Genomic DNA, 19812 nt, shown 5'->3' on the forward strand with positions numbered 1-19812 from the left:
CCAGACCCCATGGATACCAAGGCCACCGGACCGAACGCTTCCCCTGTGCTGGACCGCATCGATGAAGCCATCATCGACGTGTTGCGGCACCAGGGACGCATCACCTACGAAAAACTCTCGTCGCTGGTGCACCTGACGCCCAGGCCGTGCCTGGAACGGGTGCGCAAGCTGGAGCGACGCGGGGTCATCCGGGGGTATGGGGCAATCATCGATGTGCAGATGGTTTCGCCGGGGCTGTCACTGCTGGTGCTGGTAGCCCTCTCCAACCAGAGCGGGCGCTCGGCGCAGAAAGCGTTCGAGGCGTGCGTCAAGGCCTGCCCGCAAGTGTTCGAATGCCAGTTGATCAGCGGGCCGTTCGACTACAGCCTGCGCATGCGCTGCCGGGACATGGAGCACTATCGGGTGCTGACGGAAACCTGGTTGAACAATGACGAGTTGCACATTGATAAATTGGTGGCGCATCCGGAGTTGGCGGTGGTGAAAAATACCGCCACGGAACTGGCCTGAACACCACCCGCCAAAACCGCACACATCACTGTGGTGAAGGTGCCTCTGTGGTGAGTGGGCTTTTGTAGTGAAAGGGCTTTTGTGGTGAGCAGGCCTTTGTGGTGAAAGGGCTTTTGTGGTGAGCAGGCCTTTGTGGTGAAAGGGCTTTTGTGGTGAGCGGGCTTGCCCCGCGCTGGGCTGCGAAGCAGCCCCAACAAAGTCACCGAGTTCTTTCAGATGGAACCGGAGCGCAGGTTTTGGGGCCGCTTCGCAGCCCAGCGCGGGGCAAGCCCGCTCACCACAGAAGCCTGCTCAACACAGAAACCCACTCACCACAGAAGCCCGCTCACCACAGAAGCCCACTCAACACAAATGCCCGCTCTCACATTTAAATGTGCCCGCTTGAGATTCTCTTACCCTGTTTGGCCCCAATCATCTTCGCCTGCCCATCCCGCTGCTTGCCCGTGCGCGCTTCGCTGATCAACCCCGGAATCAACTTGCCCTCCGGCAGATTCTTCCAGAATCGGCTCGGCAAATGCCCTTCCATCACCTTCGGGTTCAGCCGCGCCGGGTTAAAGATATGGCTGTAATACGTCAGCCACATCGCACTGTGCGGGTCCTCGACATTCTGCGCCAACTGCTGCCACTCCACCGGGCAGTGCCGCTGATGAATCAATTGTTCCCCATCGTAATAAACCCCATCCAGGGGCGTCGCGATCATCCAGCGATGGCGCCCCATGCGCCCGACAAAATGCTGGCTGGCCACCTTCAGGATATCGTGGGCCGGCTCGTGCCAGGCCACATACTCCGGCAACTCCGGCCCCGCCTCGGCCGGCAACGCGATAAACCGCACAAACGCATGCAGGTGATGGGCCTCGCGCTGCACCTGCTTGATCCGGCGCTGCAACTCGCTGCCCAGCTTGTCCCCCGACATCATCGCCGTGCGGTCCCCATGGCTGACGCGCCACAACACCTCATACAACAGGCTCCAGCGCTGCTCACCGTGGTAACACGCGGCAGACTCCAGCAGCTCCAGCAGCGCCTTGGGGATCCGCGCCTGGAACGGCCCGCACTCGGCCGGGTACTGCTCGTCAGTGGCAAACAGGTCCGCCACCTCGGCCACGCCCCAACTCACATGGCTTGGGTCAATCTGATGGCTGAGCAGCCAGCGCGCCTGCTCGCGCCAGGTGCTGAACAGGTTGTCGCACTCCAGGCTGATCATCCCCACAGCCCCATTTGCTGCGGCTGCGGACGGTCGCGCAGTTGTTCACGCAGCAGCACGCTGGTGCTTTCCGCCTGCTGCGGGTGGTAGTCACTGGTGATGAAAAACGGCTTGGCCTTGGCCAGCACGCAACGCATGCGCGCCAGGTCTTCGAAGCGGATCTTGCGCTGGCGGCGCAGGTCCACCAGCCGCTGGGTGGTGCGCAGGCCAATCCCGGGAATGCGCGCAATCAGTGTCGGCTCGGCGCGGTTCAGGTCCAGCGGGAACACCTCGCGGTGCTCCAGGGCCCAAGCCAGTTTCGGGTCGATGTCCAGGGCCAGGTCGCCCGGCCCTTCGAACAGTTCATTGGCGCTGAAACCGTAGCTGCGCAACAGGAAATCCGCCTGGTACAAGCGGTGCTCGCGCATCAGGGGCGGCGCGGCCAGGGGCACGCTTTTGGGGCTGTTGGGAATCGGGCTGAACGCCGAGTAATACACCCGGCGCAATTTGAAGTTGCCGTACAACGCCTCGGCGCTGTGGAGGATGGTGCTGTCGTCGGTGTCATCGGCGCCGACGATCATCTGCGTGCTCTGCCCCGCTGGCGCGAAACGTGGTGCACGGGGTTCGTTGAGCACGGTCTGTTCACCGGTGTAGATGGTTTGCATGGCCTGCTTGATCGAGAAAATCTGCTTCTCGGGCGCCAGGGTCTGCAGGCTCTTGTCGGTCGGCAACTCGATGTTCACGCTGAGGCGGTCGGCATAACGCCCCGCCTCGGCAATCAGCGCCGGGTCGGCTTCGGGAATGGTCTTGAGGTGTATGTAGCCGCGAAAGTCATGCTCTTCGCGCAGGAGCTTGGCGACCCGCACCAACTGCTCCATGGTGTAGTCGGCCGAACGGATGATGCCGGAGCTGAGAAACAGCCCGCTGACGCAGTTGCGCCGGTAGAAGTCGAGGGTCAGGGTCACCACCTCCTCCGGGCTGAAGCGTGCACGGGGCACGTCGCTGGAGCGGCGGTTGACGCAGTATTGGCAGTCGTAGAGGCAGAAGTTGGTCAGCAATACCTTGAGCAGGGACACGCAGCGACCATCGGGCGTATAGCTGTGGCAGATGCCCATGCCATCGGTGGAACCCAGCCCCGCCTTGCCTTCCGAGCTGCGCTTGGGGGCGCCGCTGCTGGCGCAGGAGGCGTCGTACTTGGCGGCGTCGGCGAGGATGCTGAGTTTTTCGATCAACTGCATGGGGCTTCTACCGATACTGGTTTTTTGTACAGTATCAGCAGCAAGCCCCGGGGTTCAAGTGCAGCCTGTCAGCTGGCGGTGGCCAGCAGCAAATCCTGCACCGAACGCCCCTTGCCGCGGCTGCGGTCGTGCTCGTACAGCGACGCGGCAATCTCGTCGGCACGGATCGGCAGGATCGACAGCAACGTATCGCTCAAGCCATGGCTGGCCTGGCTGAAACCCTGCATGTAGATGCCGGCCTTGCAGCGCTCGTCGGTGACGATGCGGTAGTCGCGGCTGACTTCGAAGTCGCCCATGTAGTCCGCCAACGGTGCCAGCAACTGGCGATGCATCTGGCGTTCATACCCGGTGGCCAGCACCACGGCGTCGTAGTGGTTGAGGCTGGTCTCGCCGGTGGCGTTGTTGCGCAACGCCAACTCGACACCCAGCGGCCCGGCCGTGGCTTTTTCCACGGTGGTCAGGGTGCGGAACGCATGACGGGCAATGCCGGAGACTTTCTGGCGGTAGAAAATCCCGTAGATGCGCTCGATCAGGTCCAGGTCCACCACCGAATAGTTGGTGTTGTGGTACTCGTTGACCAGCCGCTCGCGCTCACTGCCGTTCTGCTGGAACACCAGGTCGGTGAATTCCGGCGAGAACACTTCGTTGACGAACGGGCTGTCATCGGCAGGCTTGAGGGCCGAGCCACGCAGGATCATGTCGACCTGCACCGACGGAAAACTGTCGTTCAGATCAATGAAGGCCTCAGCCGCACTCTGCCCGCCGCCGATGATCGCGATGCGCATCGGCTTGCCGTCCACACATGGCTGCTTGGCCATGCGCTCCAGATACTGGGAATGATGGAACACCCGCCCGTCCTCCTTGAGCCCCTTGAAAGACTCGGGAATACGCGGCGTGCCACCGGCGCTGACCACCACCGAACGGGTGGTACGCACGTGTTGCTCACCCTGGCCATCCCGGGAAATCACCCGCAGCGCCTCGACCTGCTGCTGATGCAGGATCGGCTCGATGGCCAGCACTTCCTCACCATAACGGCTCTGCGCCTGGAACTGCCCGGAGACCCAGCGCAGGTAGTCGTTGTACTCCATGCGGCACGGATAAAAAGTGCCCAGGTTGATGAAATCCACCAGGCGACCGTGGGCTTTCAGGTAATTGACGAACGAATACGGGCTGGTGGGGTTGCGCAGGGTCACCAGGTCCTTAAGGAACGAAATCTGCAATTCACTCTGGGCGACCAGGGTGTTGCCGTGCCAGCGGTAGTCGGCCTGCTTGTCGAGAAACAGAACATCCAGCTTGCCCTGGGCTTTCTCGCGTTCCTGCAGGGCGATGGCCAGCGCCAGGTTCGAGGGGCCGAACCCGATACCGATCAGGTCGTGAACGGCGGGCGATGCAATTGCCTGTGTCATTCCAGTGTCCTCTGGATAAGCCCTCTGCTACAGGAGGGAAAGCCTGGTTAACCTGGCGGGCACACGGGTCAATTACACACGTGTAATCCCGGCACAGGTCGTCTGTTGAATAAGAACGAGGACAATGAAAAGAAATTTAACTGGCTGCCAGGTTGCCGGTCAGTTTGCGTCCCACTCACGCATGCGAAGCCGGCAATGTTTCATGGCATTGACGATGTATTTCTCCACCATGCCTTTGGAAATACCCAGGCGGTCGGCGATCTGCGGATGGGACATGCCCTCAAGCTTGCGCAAGTAAAAGCTCTCGCGGCAGACAGGAGACAGCTCATCCAGAGCCTGGCGCACCAGGTCCAGGCGCTGCTTGTGGTCAATGTCGGCCTGGGGGGGCGGGCTGAAAAAACGCTCATCGCCTTCCAGCACGTCTAAAGATTCCATCTGACGCAGCGCCGTGTAGCGCTTGCCGTCAATCACCAGGTTCATCGCGGTGCGGTAGAGAAAGGCACGGGGCTGCTCGATCGGCGTTTCGCTGGAACGCTCCAGCACCCGCAAATAAGCATCGTGCACCACATCTTCGGCCTGCTGCGGGTTGCCCAGCCTGGCACGGAGAAAATACACCAGCTCCCGATAGTAGCTTTCCAACAGGCTTCTCCACCGTGGATCAGACGGCACGTCTCTGACAAATCGATGTACCAAGGAGTTGGTCGCACGATGATGGCAGTTTGAAGCGCGTAATTTATAATAATTCTCATGTAGAGTTAAAGCGCTGGTTACATATTGCCCACGAAACAACTTGTAATCTATCCCTGCCCAGCCACCGAAAACCGTCTTAAATTCCCCTTCCGCCTCCTCGTTTACAGGACAGCCCCCGTGCCGACAGACCGCTGCCCGCGCCCCACCTGCGTGCACCAGCGGACCGAATTCCCTTGGCTGGAACCCTGCATGAAACGTCCCCGAGTTAACCGATACGCCTGGCTGGCAGCGATGTGCCTGGTCCCTATGATTGCCCTGGCCACCTGGCAGGTTCTACCCGCAGGGCGCGACAAGCTGTCCACTGTCCAGGTCACTCGAGGCGACATTGAAAGCAGCGTGACCGCGCTGGGCACCCTGCAACCACGGCGCTACGTCGACGTGGGCGCCCAGGCGTCCGGGCAAATCCGCAAGATCCATGTCGAAGCCGGCGACCAGGTCCAGGAAGGCCAACTGCTGGTGGAAATCGATCCCGCCACACAAAAGGCCAAGCTCGACGCCAGCCGTTTTGCCATCGAAAACCTCAAGGCCCAGTTGCAGGAGCAGCGCGCCCAGCACGACCTGGCGCAGCAGAAATACAAGCGCCAGCAAAACCTCACGGCCGCCGGCGCCACGCGCGAGGAAGATGTACAAACCGCCCAGGCCGAGTGGCGCGCCACCCAGGCCCGGGTCGAGATGTTTCAGGCGCAGATCCGCCAGGCCCAGGCCAGCCTGCGCAGCGACGAAGCGGAGCTTGGCTACACGCGCATCTATGCGCCGATGTCCGGGACGGTGGTGGCAGTCGACGCCCGGGTCGGCCAGACCCTCAACGCACAGCAACAGACCCCCCTGATCATGCGCATCGCCAAGCTTTCACCGATGACCGTTTGGGCGGAGGTCTCGGAAGCCGATATCGGCCACGTCAAACCGGGCATGAGCGCCTACTTCACCACCTTGAGCGGCGGCAGCCGGCGCTGGGCCAGCACCGTGCGACAGATCCTGCCGATCCCGCCCAAGCCGCTGAACGAAACCAGCCAGGGCGGCGGCAGCCCCGCCAGTTCCAGCAAGAGCGGCAGTGGGCGAGTGGTGCTCTATACCGTGCTATTGGATGTCGACAACACCGACCACGCCTTGATGGCAGAGATGACCACCCAGGTGTTTTTCGTCGCCAACTCGGCGAAGAACGTACTCACTGCACCGATCTCCGCGTTGCAGGGCGGCAGTGCCCCGGACCAGCAACTGGCGCGGGTAGTGGCCGCCAACGGCAGCATCAAGACTCACGAGGTGCGCACCGGCATCAGTGACCGGCGGCGGGTCCAGGTGCTGGAAGGGCTCAAGGAAGGCGACCACCTGCTGACCGGCCCGTCCGACGGCAGTGGTGGTTGAATGCCCACCCCACTGATCGAGCTGCGGGACATCCGCAAATCCTACGGCGGCCATGACACCCCGCAGGTCGATGTGCTGCGCGGCATCGACCTGTCGATCCATGCCGGCGAATTCGTCGCCATCGTCGGCACCTCGGGCTCCGGCAAATCCACCCTGATGAACATCCTCGGCTGCCTCGACCGCCCGACCCGGGGCGACTACCTGTTCGCCGGGGAAAATGTTGCACAACTGGGCAGCGACGAGTTGGCCTGGCTGCGCCGCGAAGCCTTTGGTTTTGTGTTTCAGGGGTACCACCTCATTGCGTCCGGCTCGGCCCAGGAAAACGTCGAGATGCCCGCCATCTACGCCGGCCTGCCCGCCGGCGAACGCCATGCCCGCGCCGCAGCGCTGCTGGATCGGCTGGGCCTGGCCAGCCGCACCGGCAACCGCCCCCACCAATTGTCCGGCGGCCAGCAGCAACGAGTGTCGATTGCCCGCGCGCTGATGAATGGCGGCCATATCATCCTTGCCGACGAACCCACCGGCGCCCTCGACAGCCACAGCGGCGCCGAAGTGATGGCACTGCTCGACGAACTGGCGAGCCAGGGCCATGTGGTCATTCTGATCACTCACGATCGGGAAGTGGCCGCGCGGGCCAAGCGCATCATTGAGATCCGCGACGGCCAGATCGTCAGCGACTCGGGCCCGGACAACGCCCCGGCGCAGGCCGTGGAGGGTACGTTGCAGGCCGTAGATTTGCGCCAGCGCCTGGCCGATGGCAGCGAACACACCGGCGCCTGGAAGGGTGAGCTTGTGGATGCGGTGCACGCGGCCTGGCGCGTGATGTGGATCAACCGCTTTCGCACGGCCCTTACGCTGCTGGGCATCGTCATCGGCGTGGCTTCGGTGGTGGTGATGCTGGCCGTCGGCGAAGGCAGCAAGCGCCAGGTAATGGCGCAGATGGGCGCATTCGGCTCCAACATCATCTACCTGAGCGGCCACACCCCCAACCCGCGTACACCGCCGGGCATCATCACGCTGGATGACGTCGCCGCCCTGGGAGACCTGCCACAAGTGCAACGCATCATGCCGGTCAACGGTGCCCAGGCGACCGTACGTTTCGGCAATGTCGACCATGCCGCCTACGTCGGCGGCAACGACACGCACTTCCCGGCCATTTTCAACTGGCCGGTGGTCGAAGGTGACTACTTCACCGACGCCGACGAGCACAGCGCCGCTGCGGTGGCAGTGATCGGCCAGAAAGTGCGTGACACCCTGTTCAAGGACCTCGCCAATCCCATCGGCCAATACATCCTGATCGAAAACGTGCCTTTCCAGGTGGTCGGCGTATTGGCTGGCAAAGGTGCGAGCTCCGGCGACCAGGACAGTGACGACCGGATTGCCGTGCCCTACTCCGCCGCCAGCATCCGCCTGTTCGGCAGCTACAACCCGGAATACGTGGTGATTGCCGCCGCCGATGCGCGCAAGGTCAAGGAGACCGAACAGGCCATCGACCAGTTGATGCTGCGCCTGCACGGTGGCAAACGCGATTATGAACTGACCAACAACGCCGCCATGATCCAGGCCGAGGCCCGCACCCAGAACACCCTGTCGCTGATGCTCGGTGCCATAGCCGCCATTTCATTGCTGGTGGGCGGCATCGGCGTGATGAACATCATGCTGATGACCGTGCGCGAACGCACCCGCGAGATCGGCATCCGCATGGCCACCGGTGCCCGCCAACGGGACATCCTGCGCCAGTTTCTGACCGAGGCCGTGATGCTCTCGGTGGTGGGCGGCCTGGCTGGAATTGCCCTGGCATTGATCATCGGCGGCGTGCTGATCCTCAGTGACATTGCGGTGGCCTTCTCCCTGATGGCCGGGCTCGGCGCCTTTGGTTGCGCCTTGGTCACCGGTGTCCTCTTCGGCTTCATGCCGGCTCGCAAGGCGGCCAGGCTGGACCCGGTCACCGCCCTTACCAGTGAATGATCGCCCTATGAACGTGCAATTGACCGTGATCGCCGCCAGCCTGTTGCTCGCGGCCTGCAACAACCTGGTGCCCAACGTGGAGAGCGGCCTGGCGCCGCCCTCCTCCTGGCAGTCACCGAATACCGAAGGTGCGCGGCAAGACAATCAACGTTGGTGGACACAGTTCGCCAGCCCCGAGCTTGATCAGTTGATCGCCCAGGCCCAGGCCGGAAGCCATGACCTGGCTGCGGCAATGGCCAGGGTTCGCCAGGCCCAGGCCAGCGCAGTGATCGCCGGCGCGCCGTTGCTGCCGGCGCTGACCGGCGGCTCGAACGCCAGCCGCCAGAAATTGCTGCGCGGCAAAGGCTACAGCCAGTTGGACGCCGACAGCGACAACAAGGCGGTGGACTACTTCGACGCCAGCCTCACCGCCAGCTATGAAATCGATTTCTGGGGCGGCCGCCGCGCCGCCCGCGATAGCGCCGTCGAAGGGCTGCGCGCCAGCGAGTTCGATCGGGCCACCGTCGAACTGACCCTGCTGAGCAGCGTCGCCAACAGCTACACCCAAGCCCTGTCCCTGCGCGAGCAAGGGCGCATCGCCGAACTGAACCTGGCCAATGCGCAAAACGTGCTGGACCTGGTGCAGAGCCGCTACAACGCGGGCTCCGCCACCGCCCTGGAGCTGGCCCAACAGAAAAGCCTGGTGGCGGCCCAGCAGCGCCAATTGCCACAGGTGCAGCAACAGGCCCGCGACGCGATGATCACCCTGGCGGCCCTGCTGGGAGAGCCGGTGCAAAACCTCACATTGGGCCAACAGTCGTTCGATGCACTGCACTGGCCGCAGATTACAGCCGGTGTGCCCAGCGACCTGCTGCGGCGCCGGCCGGACATTGCCAGCGCCGAAGCCCGCCTTGCTGCGGCCAAGGCTGACGTGGTCGTCGCCCGCGCCGCGATGTTACCCACCGTGACCTTGGGGGCCAGCCTCGGCTCGGGCGCCAGCACCGCCTCGGACATCCTGCGCAGCCCGTTCTACAACCTGACGGCCGGGCTTACCGCGCCGATCTTCAACAACGGCCAACTGAGCGCCGAACGCGACCGCACCACCGCCCGCCAGGATGAACTGCTGCAAACCTACCGCAGCGCGATCATCAATGGTTTTGCCGATGTCGAAAAAGCCTTGAACACTCTGCATGGCCTGGACCAGCAACGGAGGTGGCAGGGCCAGGAACTGAGCGAGGCGCAAACGGCCTTCCGGATTGCCCAAAGCCGCTATCAGGCCGGCGCCGAGGACTTGCTGACGGTACTGGAAACCCAGCGCACGCTGTACGCGGCCCAGGACCTCAATGTGCAACTGCGACTGGCGCGAGTGCAGGCCAGTATCGCGTTGTACAAGGCACTGGGGGGCAGCTGGCAGGCGCCGACCGTCGCGGATATGCGCTGAAACCGGCGCTATAAAAAAACCGCCTTCACGGCGGTTTTTTGTTGCGTGGAGGGCGCAAGCTCAACTGCCGGCGCCCGGTGTCTCACCGACTCAGAAGGTCCACTTGGCGTTGACCACTGCGTTGCGGGGCTCGCCGTAGGAGCCCGAGTTAAACGTGCCCATGCCGTCGTAGTATTTCTGATCGAACAGGTTGTTAACGTTCAGGCCCACGCTCAGGTGTTCGTCCACCTGGTATTTGGCCAGCAGGCCAACCACGGCGTATGGATCCTGCGTTGCCTTGTAATAAGGGCCTGAGTAGTTGATTTGCGAAGAGGCGTACATCTCGCTTTGCCAGGTAACGTTGCCGCCGACGGTCAACTTGTTCCACTCACCCGGCAGGCGGTACGTAGTGCCGAACTTGAACAGGTTGATCGGCTGGTTGGTCTGGACCCGAGCGCCGTCCTTGTCATGGGACTCACGATAGGTATAGCCACCAAACACATTCCAGCCGCTGGCAACTTCGCCAGAGATTTCCGTCTCGACACCACGGGTATTGGTACCGCTGATGGCCTTGTACACGGCCCGGCCCGAAGAGTCCTGGCCAGACTGCGCCGGCGTGTTCTTCTGCTCGATATCGAATACCGCGATGCTCGCGTTCAGCGCGCCGTTGAAGAACTCACCTTTGAGGCCAATCTCGTAGTTGTCACCTTCAAGAGGAGCGAGTGAGCCACCGGACTCTGTCTTGTAGAACGTCTGCGGCAAGAAGATGCTGGTGTAGCTGGCGTACACCGAGTAAGTGTCATTCAGCTCATAGACGATACCCGCGTATGGCGTAACCACCCCGGTTTTTTTGGTCTTGTCAGTGGCTTTGGTGTCGTTGAGGTAGTTGCTGACTTCGTCTTCCTGGTTCCACCAGCTGAGCCGGGTACCCAGAATGATCGTCAACGGATCAAACGGTTTCAGACGCAGGGCGCCGTAAATGCCGGTCTGCTGCAAGGTCGTGACGGTGCCGCCATCCTTGTAGTACTGACGACGTGGGTACTCGCGACCGTCCCAGTTGAAAATATCCGCCGAACCATAGTCACCATCGTCTTGGTGGCTTGCGTAGTTGGGGAAGTTCAGGTGAGTGCGCGACGTACTGGCCCCCACCACCAATTCATGTTCGCGGCCACCCAGTTGGAACGGACCGGAGGCATAGGCGTCGAGCGTGTCCTGGGTCTGGTAGCTGTCCAGGCGATAGATAAATACCCCTGTGCCTTGCCCAGTCACCGGATCAGGGTAACCACCACTGGCTGAGGCGCCCTGACCTTTACGGTAAGAGTATTGATGGCTGTAGGCGGTCTTCAGGCTCCAGTCATTGTCCAGCTTGTGGTCAAGCATGGTGGTGAAGTTGTAGCTGGTATTGTCCATGTAACTCGAGCGCGAGGCTGGGTTGAATGAACGGGACAGATTGGTTTGCGTACCGTTGCTGTAGAACAAAGGGATATGCCCGTAGCTGCTGCCATTGGCATCATTATTCTGGTAATCGAGGCTCGTTCGCAGCGTAGTGCTGTCGTTCAAGTCGATATCCAACGCGCCGTACATCACCCGCTTTTCCTGGCTGTACCAGTCGATGAACGAGTTCTGCTTCTGGTAGGCCGCGACGAACCGCCCACGTACATTGCCTGTCTCGGTCAGGGGGCCGGAGACATCGACTTCGGAACGGTAGCGGTCCCACGCGCCGGCTTCCCCGGAAACGTAAGCCTGGAAGTCCTTGGTCGGACGCTTGCGCACCAGGTTGATAGTGGCCGATGGAGTCCCCGCACCACTCATCAGGCCAGTAGCGCCTCGTACCACCTCGACCCGGTCATAGATGGCCATGTCCGAGATTGCACCCACGTACTGCTGGGACTCGTTGGCCACTTGCGACGGAATGCCGTCGTACTGGAAATTCTGGATCTCGAAGCCACGGGAGTAGAAAGAATAACGTTCACTGTCGCGATGATTCGCGCTGATACCCGGCGTAAAGGTCAGCACCTCGTTGAGCGTTGAAAGGTGTTGGTCGTCCATCAGTTGCCGGGTAATCACACTCACCGACTGCGGAGTTTCACGCAACGACAACGGCAGCTTGGTTGCAGTGCTGGTGGCTCCCGTAGTGTAGGAGCCGGTGTTTTCGGTGGTAGCCCCCAGCCCTTCGGCACTGATATTGGTCGCCCCCAACGTCAATGCCGAACCACTGGCAGGCGGCATCACAATATAGCTGCCGTTGGCTTCTCGACTGGCCTGCAGGCCACTGCCCGACAACAGCCGGGACAGGCCTTCATCCACGCTGAACTGCCCCCTCAACCCTTGGGTGGTGCGCTGGCTGGCCAGGGCCGGGTCGTAGGAAATCGACACGCCTGCCGCCGAGCCGAACTTCATCAAGGCCTCCGACAACTTGCCGGCCGGAATCGCGAACGCAACCTTGCCCGCCTCGCTCTGGGCGAATGCTGCGCCCGGCGCCAATGCGCCAGCGGCCGGCACGGCCAGTGCAGCACCCAGCATCATCAGGCGAACGGTCTGCGGCAGTTTCTTCAACGCGTAATGCTTGGGTGTGGACAACCAAAGGGGATAAGGCATCGACAGCAATCCTTGAACGATGAGGTGTGTGATTGGCAGGAAGTGATGGCGTCTTTCAGCGCCTCTGGTTAATAAGACGGCCCACTAATGAAAACCATACTCATTTACGAAAATCTTTTTTCGACTATCCATCGACGCGTGAAAGCCCCACCATCAGCCGGGTTTCGGCGTGACCGAAAGGTGCCGTGCATACCAGGGTCGTCGCGGCACACGCCGCCACAGATCGGTCAGTGTGTCCTCCTCGCCAAACGTGATACGCAGTGCCAGCTTCATGGTTTCCGGGTCCATCTCCACCGACTTGCCGACCGCCAGGCCTGGCGTGGTGCTGCAGCCATGGGTCGTCGGGCCCAGCCACGGGTCACTGACCTCGACCCAGCGCCCGGGCGCAAACCAGGGCACGTTATTGACGGTCAGGCGCGTCAGCTCGCCGGGATGGAAACGCTCATGGGCGCGAAACCAGTCCTCCAGCCGATCATCAATCCAGCCATGGAAATGCCAGAACACCGGGTTCACGTGGGAGGAGAACGGGTCGCCGAGAAAGTCGTTTTCCGGCCGGTACCAGCGCGCCGCGAAATCCGCCGGATCGCGCGCCATGGGCACGGCCGCACCGTTGGAAGGGTCGCGGGGCACCGAGGCCCAGCGCATGTGCAGCCAGTCATGCAGGCCCAATTCGATTTCCGAGCCGAACTGGCCCAGGGTCAACCTGGCCAGGTAAGCCGGGTTGCGGTAGCGCGATTCCCAGACTTCAAAATTGCCATGGTAGGTTTCGGCGCTTTTTATATCGCCCACCCACTGCGAGTACTCATCATCGCCTTCTGCCAGCCAGGCAGGTGGTAAAGCGAAACCGTCATGGTTGTCGAAGTACCGCGCAAAGCCCTGGCGGTCGCGCTCCAACTCCGGCTGCGGCAGGGGGAAACGCGGCCATGACGGCAAATCCTGCATCAACCGGGCCGTGCCGAGCATGTGCCGGTGCATGAAGAAGAAGTCCACCCCCGAACCATTGCGATCCTTGCGCGGGCCACGGGCGTCGCGCTCCTGGTCACGCGGCCCGGGCTGCCAGCCGATGCCGCGCAAGGCGTCGCGTTTTTTTTCCGACAGTTTGTGCCAACGGTCACGGGATGCGTGCCATAGCTGATGAAACAATCGGTGCTCCGGGGCGATCAGCCAGGCCAACAGCGTCGGATTCAGCCCGATACGTTCACGCGCCTCAGGGAACACCCGCTTCACCGCAACAAAACGCGCGTCGAGTTGCGGCAGACCCAGGGGACGACTCAGATCCCACACCCGTCCACTCAAGGTGCCACTGCCCGCGTTGCCATGTTCGGCCCAGACCTCATCCAGCACCGCTTCGCACTCATATGCCGGAGCACCGTCAAGGGATTCGCGACTTACCAGACGCCAGGTCAGATGCCGGGTGTCCGCCTCCGCCAGATCACCCTGCACCTGATAGCGCGGTTCGCCCGGCCCGCGCAGAACCTGCGATGTATCCACGCAACCCCGCAGGCCACGCCCACGCGGGGCAATGTCGAGGAACATTTCCAGGCCGTTGACCGGCAATCCCGCCAACGCGGCATCGCGCCCCTGCAGGCGAATGTCCCAGACACCCCGCAACTTGTCGGCCAGGTGCTGGCCGCTGGCATCCGCCAACTCCACGGTCGCCTCGCCGGGGGTTTCCGGCTCCTTGTCCCGCACCCATTCACGGTGGGCGTACCACGCCGCAGGCACCGCCGCCCCCGTCAGGGCCAGGCCCGCCACAAACCCTCGTCGAGAAATCGTCATTGCCCTACCTGTGTCAGCCATGGAGCAGGCCGTATCCAAGCTAGAACGTTGGGTTGCCGGACAAATTTAGGCCCTGCGGCGGTACTCGCTAAATTTCTACGCGCTGCGCTCGTTCTTCCCAGATAGCCAAGGCCACTGCGCCCGACCTCGACGGCAACCTGACTGAGATGGCAATGACAAAATCGCGCTCCAAAAAAGCTCTGTTAATTGGCCTGCCACTGGCCGTCGCCCTCACCGCGGGCGCTGGGTGGCTGGCGTGGGAACAGTGGTTCGCCAACCCCGGCTACCCGATAAAACTCATGCAGCAGGCCGAAGAACTGCAAGACCGCCTGCTCTCCTTCGACAGCCACATCACCGTGCCCCTGGATTTTGGCAGCGCCGGCAATGAAGCCGACAAGGATGGCAGCGGCCAGTTCGACCTGGTCAAGGCCAATCGCGGACGTCTCTCGGGGGCTGCGCTGGGCGTGTTTGGCTGGCCGGAAATCTGGAACGGCCCGAATGCCCCTCACCGCCCTACGGCAGGGTTTGTCGACGAAGCCCGCAAGGAACAGGAAATACGCTACAAGATCATCACCGGCATGGTGCGCGACTTCCCCAACCAGGTCGGGATCGCCTACACGCCGGACGACTACCGGCGCCTGCACGGTGAAGGCAAGTTTGCCGTGTTCATCAACCTGTCCAATGCCTACCCCCTGGGCAACGACCTGAGCCTGCTGGATCTGTGGGCCGCCCGTGGCATGCGTATGTTCGGCTTCAGTTATGTGGGCAACAACGACTGGGCCGACTCCTCGCGCCCGCTGCCGTTCTTCAATGACACGCCCGACGCCTTGGGCGGGTTGTCGGGGATCGGCAAGCAAGCGGTGCAGCGCCTGAACGACCTCGGCGTGATCATCGATGTGTCGCAGATGTCATCCCTCGCGCTGGAACAAGTGGCACAACTGAGCCGCACTCCCATGGTTGCCTCGCACTCGGCCCCCAGGGCGCTGGTGGACATTCCGGTAAACCTCAGCGACAAGGAGCTGCAACTGATCAAGAACAGCGGCGGCGTGGTGCAGATCGTCGCCTTCTCGCCGTACCTGCGACCGCTGAGCCAGCCTACCCAGAACAAACTCAACAAACTGCGCGCGCGCTTCGACCTGCCCCCACTGCCCAACCTGGCCATGGCGCTGATGCCGGGCGACGCGGTGATCACCGTCTGGCCGGAGCAGCGTTTCGGCGAGTACGCCAGCGCTCTCTACGCCATCCTCGATGAAGAGCCCAAGGCCGACCTCAAGGACCTGGGCAATGCCATCGACTACGCCGTGAAAAAAATCGGCATCGACCATGTGGGTATCAGCTCGGACTTCAACGACGGCGGCGGCATCAAGGGCTGGAAGGATGTCACCGAAATTCGCAACGTCACCGCCGAACTGCTGCAGCGGGGTTACTCCGAAGCGGACATCGCCAAGCTGTGGGGCGGCAACTTTCTGCGCGTCTGGGACCAGGTGCAACGCGCCGCCAAACCTGACGCCCCTGTCACTCAACAGAATTGAAGCCATGGCCGACCGTAGAACCTTTCTCAAACAAGCAGGCGTCCTCGCGGCCAGCCTGCCGATCGGCTTCAAGCTTGGCGAAGCGCTGGCCAACACCCCGCCGCCAGCAGCTTCCGGCGACAAGTGGGTGCAACTGCGCCAACTGTTCAACCAGGACCCGGCCTACATCCACTTCTCCAACTTCCTGATCACCTCCCACCCCAAACCGGTACGCGAGGCCATCGAGGCCCATCGCGACCGGCTGGACCGCAACCCCGGCCTGGCGATGGATTGGGACCTGGGCGAAACCGTCAAGCGCGAGGATGAAGTGCGACGCTGGGCCGGCCGCTACCTGGAGGCCCAACCTGGCCAGATCGCCCTCACCGGCAGCACCACCGAAGGCCTGGGCATCATCTACAGCGGCGTGCACGTACGCCCCGACCAGGAAATCCTGACCACCGAACACGAACACTATTCGACCCACAACATACTGCAGTACCGCACCCTCAAGCAGGGCACATCGGTGCGCAAGATCCGCCTGTTCAACGATCCCCATACGCTGTCCACCGACGAAGTGCTGGGCAACATCGACCAGGCCATTCGTCCCAAAACCCGGGTTCTGGGCATGACGTGGGTGCATTCAAGCAGCGGAGTGAAACTGCCCATCAGCGACATCGGCAGCCTGGTGCAGCATCACAACCGCAACCGCGATGACCAGGACCGGATCATTTACTGCGTCGACGGCGTGCACGGCCTGGGCATCGAGGACCTCAGCTTCCCCGAGATGAACTGCGACTACTTCATCGCCGGCACCCACAAATGGCTGTTCGGCCCCCGGGGCACGGGCATTATTTGCGCCCACAGCGAGCAGGTCAAAGACCTCACTCCCACGCTGCCAACCTTTTCCGAGACCACCGATTTCGCCAACACCCTGACACCCGGCGGCTATCACGCCTTCGAGCATCGCTGGGCACTGGACAAGGCCTTCGAACTGCACCTGCAACTGGGCAAGGCCGATGTGCAGGCCCGCGTGCATCAACTCAACAGCTACCTGAAGGAGCGCCTGCTGGCGCTGCCCAACATCGACATGGTGACCCCCACCAGCCCCGACCACTCCGCCGGTTTCAGCTTTTTCCGGCTCAAGGGCCAGGACAGCGATGAAGTCGCCGCCTACCTCATGGCCAATCGTGTGGTGGCAGACGCTGTGGAGCGTGACGTGGGCCCGGTCATCCGTACCGCCCCGGGGCTGCTCAATACCGAGGACGAAGTCGATCGCGTGATTGCCCTGCTGGGCAAACGGCACTGACGAGCCCCCCCTATTTTTTGGCTTATCGATAGAGAGCACCATGACCCCTGTATCTGCTGCCGCACCCAAGCATCTGCGCCCATTGATCAGCGCCCTGGCCCTCACCGCCCTGGCCGCCTGTGCGCTCCCCGCCACGGCGATGGCCGCTGCCGCCCTGCCACCGGGCAAGGTATTCAAGGACTGCAAGGACTGCCCCGAGATGGTCGTGCTGCCTACCGGCACGTTCATCATGGGTACCCCCGAGGACGAACTGGGCCGCCAACCCGACGAAGGCCCGCAACACCCGGTGACCTTTGCCCACCCCGTGGCGATCAGCCGCTTCCAGGTGCTGTCCGGCGAATGGGACGCCTATATCCGCTCCAGCGGCTACGTGATGCCCGACGGCGATACCCGCCCCGGCCGCGAATGCAAGGCCGGCAAACCACGCTACCCCATGGGGCCCAAACAACCGGCGGTGTGCATGGACTACGCCGAAGCCGAAGCCTACGTGGCCTGGCTGTCGAAAAAGACCGGCAAGCACTACCGACTGGTAAGCGAAGCGTTGCGTGAATATGCGGTACGCGGTGGCAGCACCGGGCCCTTCCCGTTCCCGTTCGACGAGGGCTCGGAATACGGCATTTCCAAGCACGCCAATACCTACGGCCCCACGGACGGTTTTACCTACACCTCGCCTGCCGGCAGCTTCGCGCCCAACGCCTTTGGTGTGTATGACGGCCACGGCAACGTCTACGAATGGGTGGCCGACTGTGAGAACGACAGCTACGTCGGCGCCCCGAGCGATGGCAGCGCATGGATGACCGGGCAATGCCAGTACCGGCAGATCCGTGGTAACGACTGGACCGAAGCACCGATTTTCTCGCGCTCCGGCAATCGCAATAACCTGGACCCGGCCGACCGTGGCGACTGGCTGGGATTTCGTGTCGCGCGGGATCTCTGACCCACCGTAATAAAGCTAAATCCCGCCCCACTCGAAACGTCTCCTACAAAAGCCCGCCAGCGATCAAATCGATCGCCGGGCCTCCACTCGCCCTTAGCACGTAGCCACGTCGCGACCGAGGTAGTTTCATGACTGCAAAACCGCGTAGCGCCCTTCGCGAACTCTTGAGCCTGCTCAAGCCCTATCGCTACACCGTCATTCTGTCGATCCTGTTCGGGATTCTCGCAGGCCTGGGCGTCACCGCGCTGCTGGCCACGGTCAACCAGGGCCTGCACAGCGAGTCCGGCCTTACCGCTTCGGTGGTGCTGGCGTTTGCCGGTCTGTGTGTACTCGCCCTGCTCAGCAGCATTGCCGCCGACATCGGCAGCAACTTTGTCGGGCAAAAAGTGATTGCCAAGCTGCGCAAGGACCTCGGGGCCAAGGTGTTGTCAGCGCCGATCGAGCAGATCGAACGCTACCGCAGCCACCGCCTGATTCCGGTACTGACCCACGACGTCGACACCATCAGCGATTTTGCCTTCGCCTTCGCCCCACTGGCGATCTCCATCACCGTCATCCTGGGGTGCCTGGGCTACCTGGCAAGCCTCTCGCTGCCGATCTTCGTCATGACCCTGCTGGCCATCGGGATCGGCTCGGCCATTCAGTTCATCGCACAAAGCAAAGGCATCAAGGGTTTCTACGCCGCGCGGGACGCTGAAGACAACCTGCAAAAACACTACTCGGCCATCGCCGAAGGCGCCAAGGAGCTGCGCATCCATCGCAAGCGCCGTCACGCCATGCTGACCCACCACATCCAGGCCACCGCCGATCACATCTGCGACACCCACGTGCGCTCGATCAATATTTTCGTGATTGCCAAAAGCCTGGGCTCGATGCTGTTCTTCGTGGTCATCGGCCTGGCGCTGACCCTGCAATCGTTCTGGCCCAGCAGCAACCCGGCCATGATGAGCGGCTTTGTCCTGGTACTGCTCTATATGAAAGGCCCGCTGGAAAACCTGATCGCCAACCTGCCGATCATCAGCCGCGCGCAAATCGCCTTCCGCCGCATTGCCGACCTGTCCGAGCGCTTCTCCTCGCCGGAGCCGCACCTGCTGCTCGACGCTGACGAGAGCCGCACACCGCCCATGAAGCACCTGGAACTGCGCGACGTGCAATACGCCTTCCCACCCGTCGAAGGCAGCGAACCGTTCAAGCTGGGCCCGGTCAATCTGACCATCGAGCCCGGGGAAATCCTGTTTATCGTCGGTGAAAACGGCTGCGGCAAGACCACCCTGATCAAATTGCTGCTGGGCCTGTACACCCCGCAACAGGGTGAGATCCGCCTCAACGGCGCCACGGTCGACGCTCTTGGCCTGGACGATTACCGGCAGATGTTCACCACCATTTTTGCCGACTACTACCTGTTCGACGAACTGGTGCAAAGCGATAAAGCACTGCCGGACGATGCCAACCAATACCTGGAACGCATGGAGATCGCCCACAAGGTCAGCATCCGTGACGGCGCGTTCACCACCACCGACCTGTCCACCGGGCAGCGCAAGCGCCTGGCCTTGATCAATGCCTGGCTGGATGAACGGCCGGTGCTGGTCTTCGACGAATGGGCGGCCGACCAGGACCCGACCTTCCGCCGCGTGTTCTATACCGAACTGCTGCCGGACCTCAAGCGCCTGGGCAAAACCATCATCGTGATCTCCCACGACGACCGTTACTTCGACGTCGCCGACCAGTTGGTGCGCATGGAAGCCGGACGCGTCATCACCGAAAAGGCGTTCGCCTGATCCCCCTCCGGCGAGCACCCTGCCGCTCGCCGCCTGCCCTCAAGTCCCCGCCCACACCTAAATCTCGTCGGCCACGCTTCGTCTTTCTGACAA

The 19812-nt window shown here is 62.3% G+C and carries 14 protein-coding genes; 8 read left to right on the forward strand and 6 right to left on the reverse strand.

Annotation, left to right across the window (positions count from 1 at the left end):
• Positions 1-9 precede the first annotated feature (9 nt).
• Positions 10-507 carry an Lrp/AsnC family transcriptional regulator gene (locus HKK54_RS33135; protein WP_003208571.1) on the forward strand — a complete coding sequence of 166 codons (498 nt, stop codon included), beginning with the start codon at positions 10-12 and terminating at the stop codon, positions 505-507.
• Positions 508-874: 367 nt separating this feature from the next.
• On the opposite strand, the gene HKK54_RS33140 is transcribed toward HKK54_RS33135, so the two are convergent.
• The 4 genes from HKK54_RS33140 to HKK54_RS33155 all read right to left on the reverse strand — a co-directional run bounded on the left by HKK54_RS33140 (position 875) and on the right by HKK54_RS33155 (position 4973).
• Entirely contained in the window at positions 875-1708 is an 834-nt protein-coding gene (locus HKK54_RS33140) for a TIGR03915 family putative DNA repair protein (protein ID WP_169389187.1), read from the reverse strand.
• Entirely contained in the window at positions 1705-2925 is a 1221-nt protein-coding gene (locus HKK54_RS33145) for a putative DNA modification/repair radical SAM protein (protein ID WP_010166733.1), read from the reverse strand. The genes HKK54_RS33140 and HKK54_RS33145 overlap by 4 nt, the downstream gene beginning before the upstream one ends.
• Positions 2926-2993: 68 nt before the next feature.
• Positions 2994-4331 carry a lysine N(6)-hydroxylase/L-ornithine N(5)-oxygenase family protein gene (locus HKK54_RS33150; RefSeq protein ID WP_169389188.1) on the reverse strand — a complete coding sequence of 446 codons (1338 nt, stop codon included), beginning with the start codon at positions 4329-4331 and terminating at the stop codon, positions 2994-2996.
• A 159-nt stretch (positions 4332-4490) separates the two neighbouring features.
• Positions 4491-4973, reverse strand: a complete 483-nt coding sequence (locus HKK54_RS33155) for a sigma-70 family RNA polymerase sigma factor (RefSeq protein ID WP_029615754.1) — start codon at positions 4971-4973, stop codon at positions 4491-4493.
• A gap of 297 nt (positions 4974-5270) precedes the next feature.
• On the opposite strand from HKK54_RS33155, the gene HKK54_RS33160 reads away from it, so the two are divergent.
• Genes HKK54_RS33160 through HKK54_RS33170 form a run of 3 tightly spaced genes read left to right on the forward strand, consistent with a single transcriptional unit; the run spans position 5271 to position 9831 of the window.
• Positions 5271-6443: an efflux RND transporter periplasmic adaptor subunit gene (locus HKK54_RS33160; protein WP_010166727.1), complete on the forward strand. Its 1173-nt coding sequence runs from the start codon at positions 5271-5273 to the stop codon at positions 6441-6443.
• Positions 6444-8411 (forward strand): MacB family efflux pump subunit, encoded by a 1968-nt coding sequence (locus HKK54_RS33165; protein WP_010166724.1) that lies wholly within the window; start codon positions 6444-6446, stop codon positions 8409-8411.
• A gap of 7 nt (positions 8412-8418) precedes the next feature.
• Positions 8419-9831 (forward strand): efflux transporter outer membrane subunit, encoded by a 1413-nt coding sequence (locus HKK54_RS33170; RefSeq protein WP_169389189.1) that lies wholly within the window; start codon positions 8419-8421, stop codon positions 9829-9831.
• A gap of 90 nt (positions 9832-9921) precedes the next feature.
• Here the strand turns inward: HKK54_RS33170 and HKK54_RS33175 are convergent, their stop codons facing one another.
• Positions 9922-12408, reverse strand: coding sequence for a TonB-dependent siderophore receptor (locus tag HKK54_RS33175; RefSeq protein ID WP_010166718.1), 2487 nt, complete (start codon positions 12406-12408; stop codon positions 9922-9924).
• A gap of 153 nt (positions 12409-12561) precedes the next feature.
• Positions 12562-14187 (reverse strand): pyoverdine maturation tyrosinase PvdP, encoded by a 1626-nt coding sequence (pvdP, locus tag HKK54_RS33180; protein WP_169389190.1) that lies wholly within the window; start codon positions 14185-14187, stop codon positions 12562-12564.
• A 173-nt stretch (positions 14188-14360) separates the two neighbouring features.
• Between pvdP and pvdM the strand changes: the two genes are divergently transcribed.
• The 4 genes from pvdM (at position 14361) to HKK54_RS33200 (ending at position 19719) form a co-directional block, all read left to right on the forward strand.
• Positions 14361-15719, forward strand: coding sequence for a pyoverdine-tailoring dipeptidase-like protein PvdM (gene pvdM / locus HKK54_RS33185; RefSeq protein ID WP_010166714.1), 1359 nt, complete (start codon positions 14361-14363; stop codon positions 15717-15719).
• A 4-nt stretch (positions 15720-15723) separates the two neighbouring features.
• The gene (gene pvdN / locus HKK54_RS33190; RefSeq protein WP_169389191.1) at positions 15724-17004 is read left to right on the forward strand and encodes a pyoverdine-tailoring periplasmic protein PvdN; all 1281 of its coding nucleotides are present in this window, start codon (positions 15724-15726) and stop codon (positions 17002-17004) included.
• A 40-nt stretch (positions 17005-17044) separates the two neighbouring features.
• Positions 17045-17941: a dihydropyoverdine dehydrogenase gene (gene pvdO / locus HKK54_RS33195; RefSeq protein ID WP_010166712.1), complete on the forward strand. Its 897-nt coding sequence runs from the start codon at positions 17045-17047 to the stop codon at positions 17939-17941.
• Between the two features lie 128 nt (positions 17942-18069).
• Positions 18070-19719, forward strand: coding sequence for a cyclic peptide export ABC transporter (locus tag HKK54_RS33200; RefSeq protein WP_169389192.1), 1650 nt, complete (start codon positions 18070-18072; stop codon positions 19717-19719).
• Positions 19720-19812 lie beyond the last annotated feature (93 nt).

This window comes from Pseudomonas sp. ADAK13 (genome assembly GCF_012935715.1).
GTDB lineage: Bacteria > Pseudomonadota > Gammaproteobacteria > Pseudomonadales > Pseudomonadaceae > Aquipseudomonas.

Coding starts and splice junctions, on each gene's coding strand:
- HKK54_RS33135 (WP_003208571.1), top strand. CDS start 10: ATGGATACCAAGGCCACCGGACCGAACGCTTCCCCTGTGCTGGACCGC.
- HKK54_RS33140 (WP_169389187.1), bottom strand. CDS start 1,708: ATGATCAGCCTGGAGTGCGACAACCTGTTCAGCACCTGGCGCGAGCAG.
- HKK54_RS33145 (WP_010166733.1), bottom strand. CDS start 2,925: ATGCAGTTGATCGAAAAACTCAGCATCCTCGCCGACGCCGCCAAGTAC.
- HKK54_RS33150 (WP_169389188.1), bottom strand. CDS start 4,331: ATGACACAGGCAATTGCATCGCCCGCCGTTCACGACCTGATCGGTATC.
- HKK54_RS33160 (WP_010166727.1), top strand. CDS start 5,271: ATGAAACGTCCCCGAGTTAACCGATACGCCTGGCTGGCAGCGATGTGC.
- HKK54_RS33165 (WP_010166724.1), top strand. CDS start 6,444: ATGCCCACCCCACTGATCGAGCTGCGGGACATCCGCAAATCCTACGGC.
- HKK54_RS33170 (WP_169389189.1), top strand. CDS start 8,419: ATGAACGTGCAATTGACCGTGATCGCCGCCAGCCTGTTGCTCGCGGCC.
- HKK54_RS33175 (WP_010166718.1), bottom strand. CDS start 12,408: ATGCCTTATCCCCTTTGGTTGTCCACACCCAAGCATTACGCGTTGAAG.
- pvdP (WP_169389190.1), bottom strand. CDS start 14,187: ATGACGATTTCTCGACGAGGGTTTGTGGCGGGCCTGGCCCTGACGGGG.
- pvdM (WP_010166714.1), top strand. CDS start 14,361: ATGACAAAATCGCGCTCCAAAAAAGCTCTGTTAATTGGCCTGCCACTG.
- pvdN (WP_169389191.1), top strand. CDS start 15,724: ATGGCCGACCGTAGAACCTTTCTCAAACAAGCAGGCGTCCTCGCGGCC.
- pvdO (WP_010166712.1), top strand. CDS start 17,045: ATGACCCCTGTATCTGCTGCCGCACCCAAGCATCTGCGCCCATTGATC.
- HKK54_RS33200 (WP_169389192.1), top strand. CDS start 18,070: ATGACTGCAAAACCGCGTAGCGCCCTTCGCGAACTCTTGAGCCTGCTC.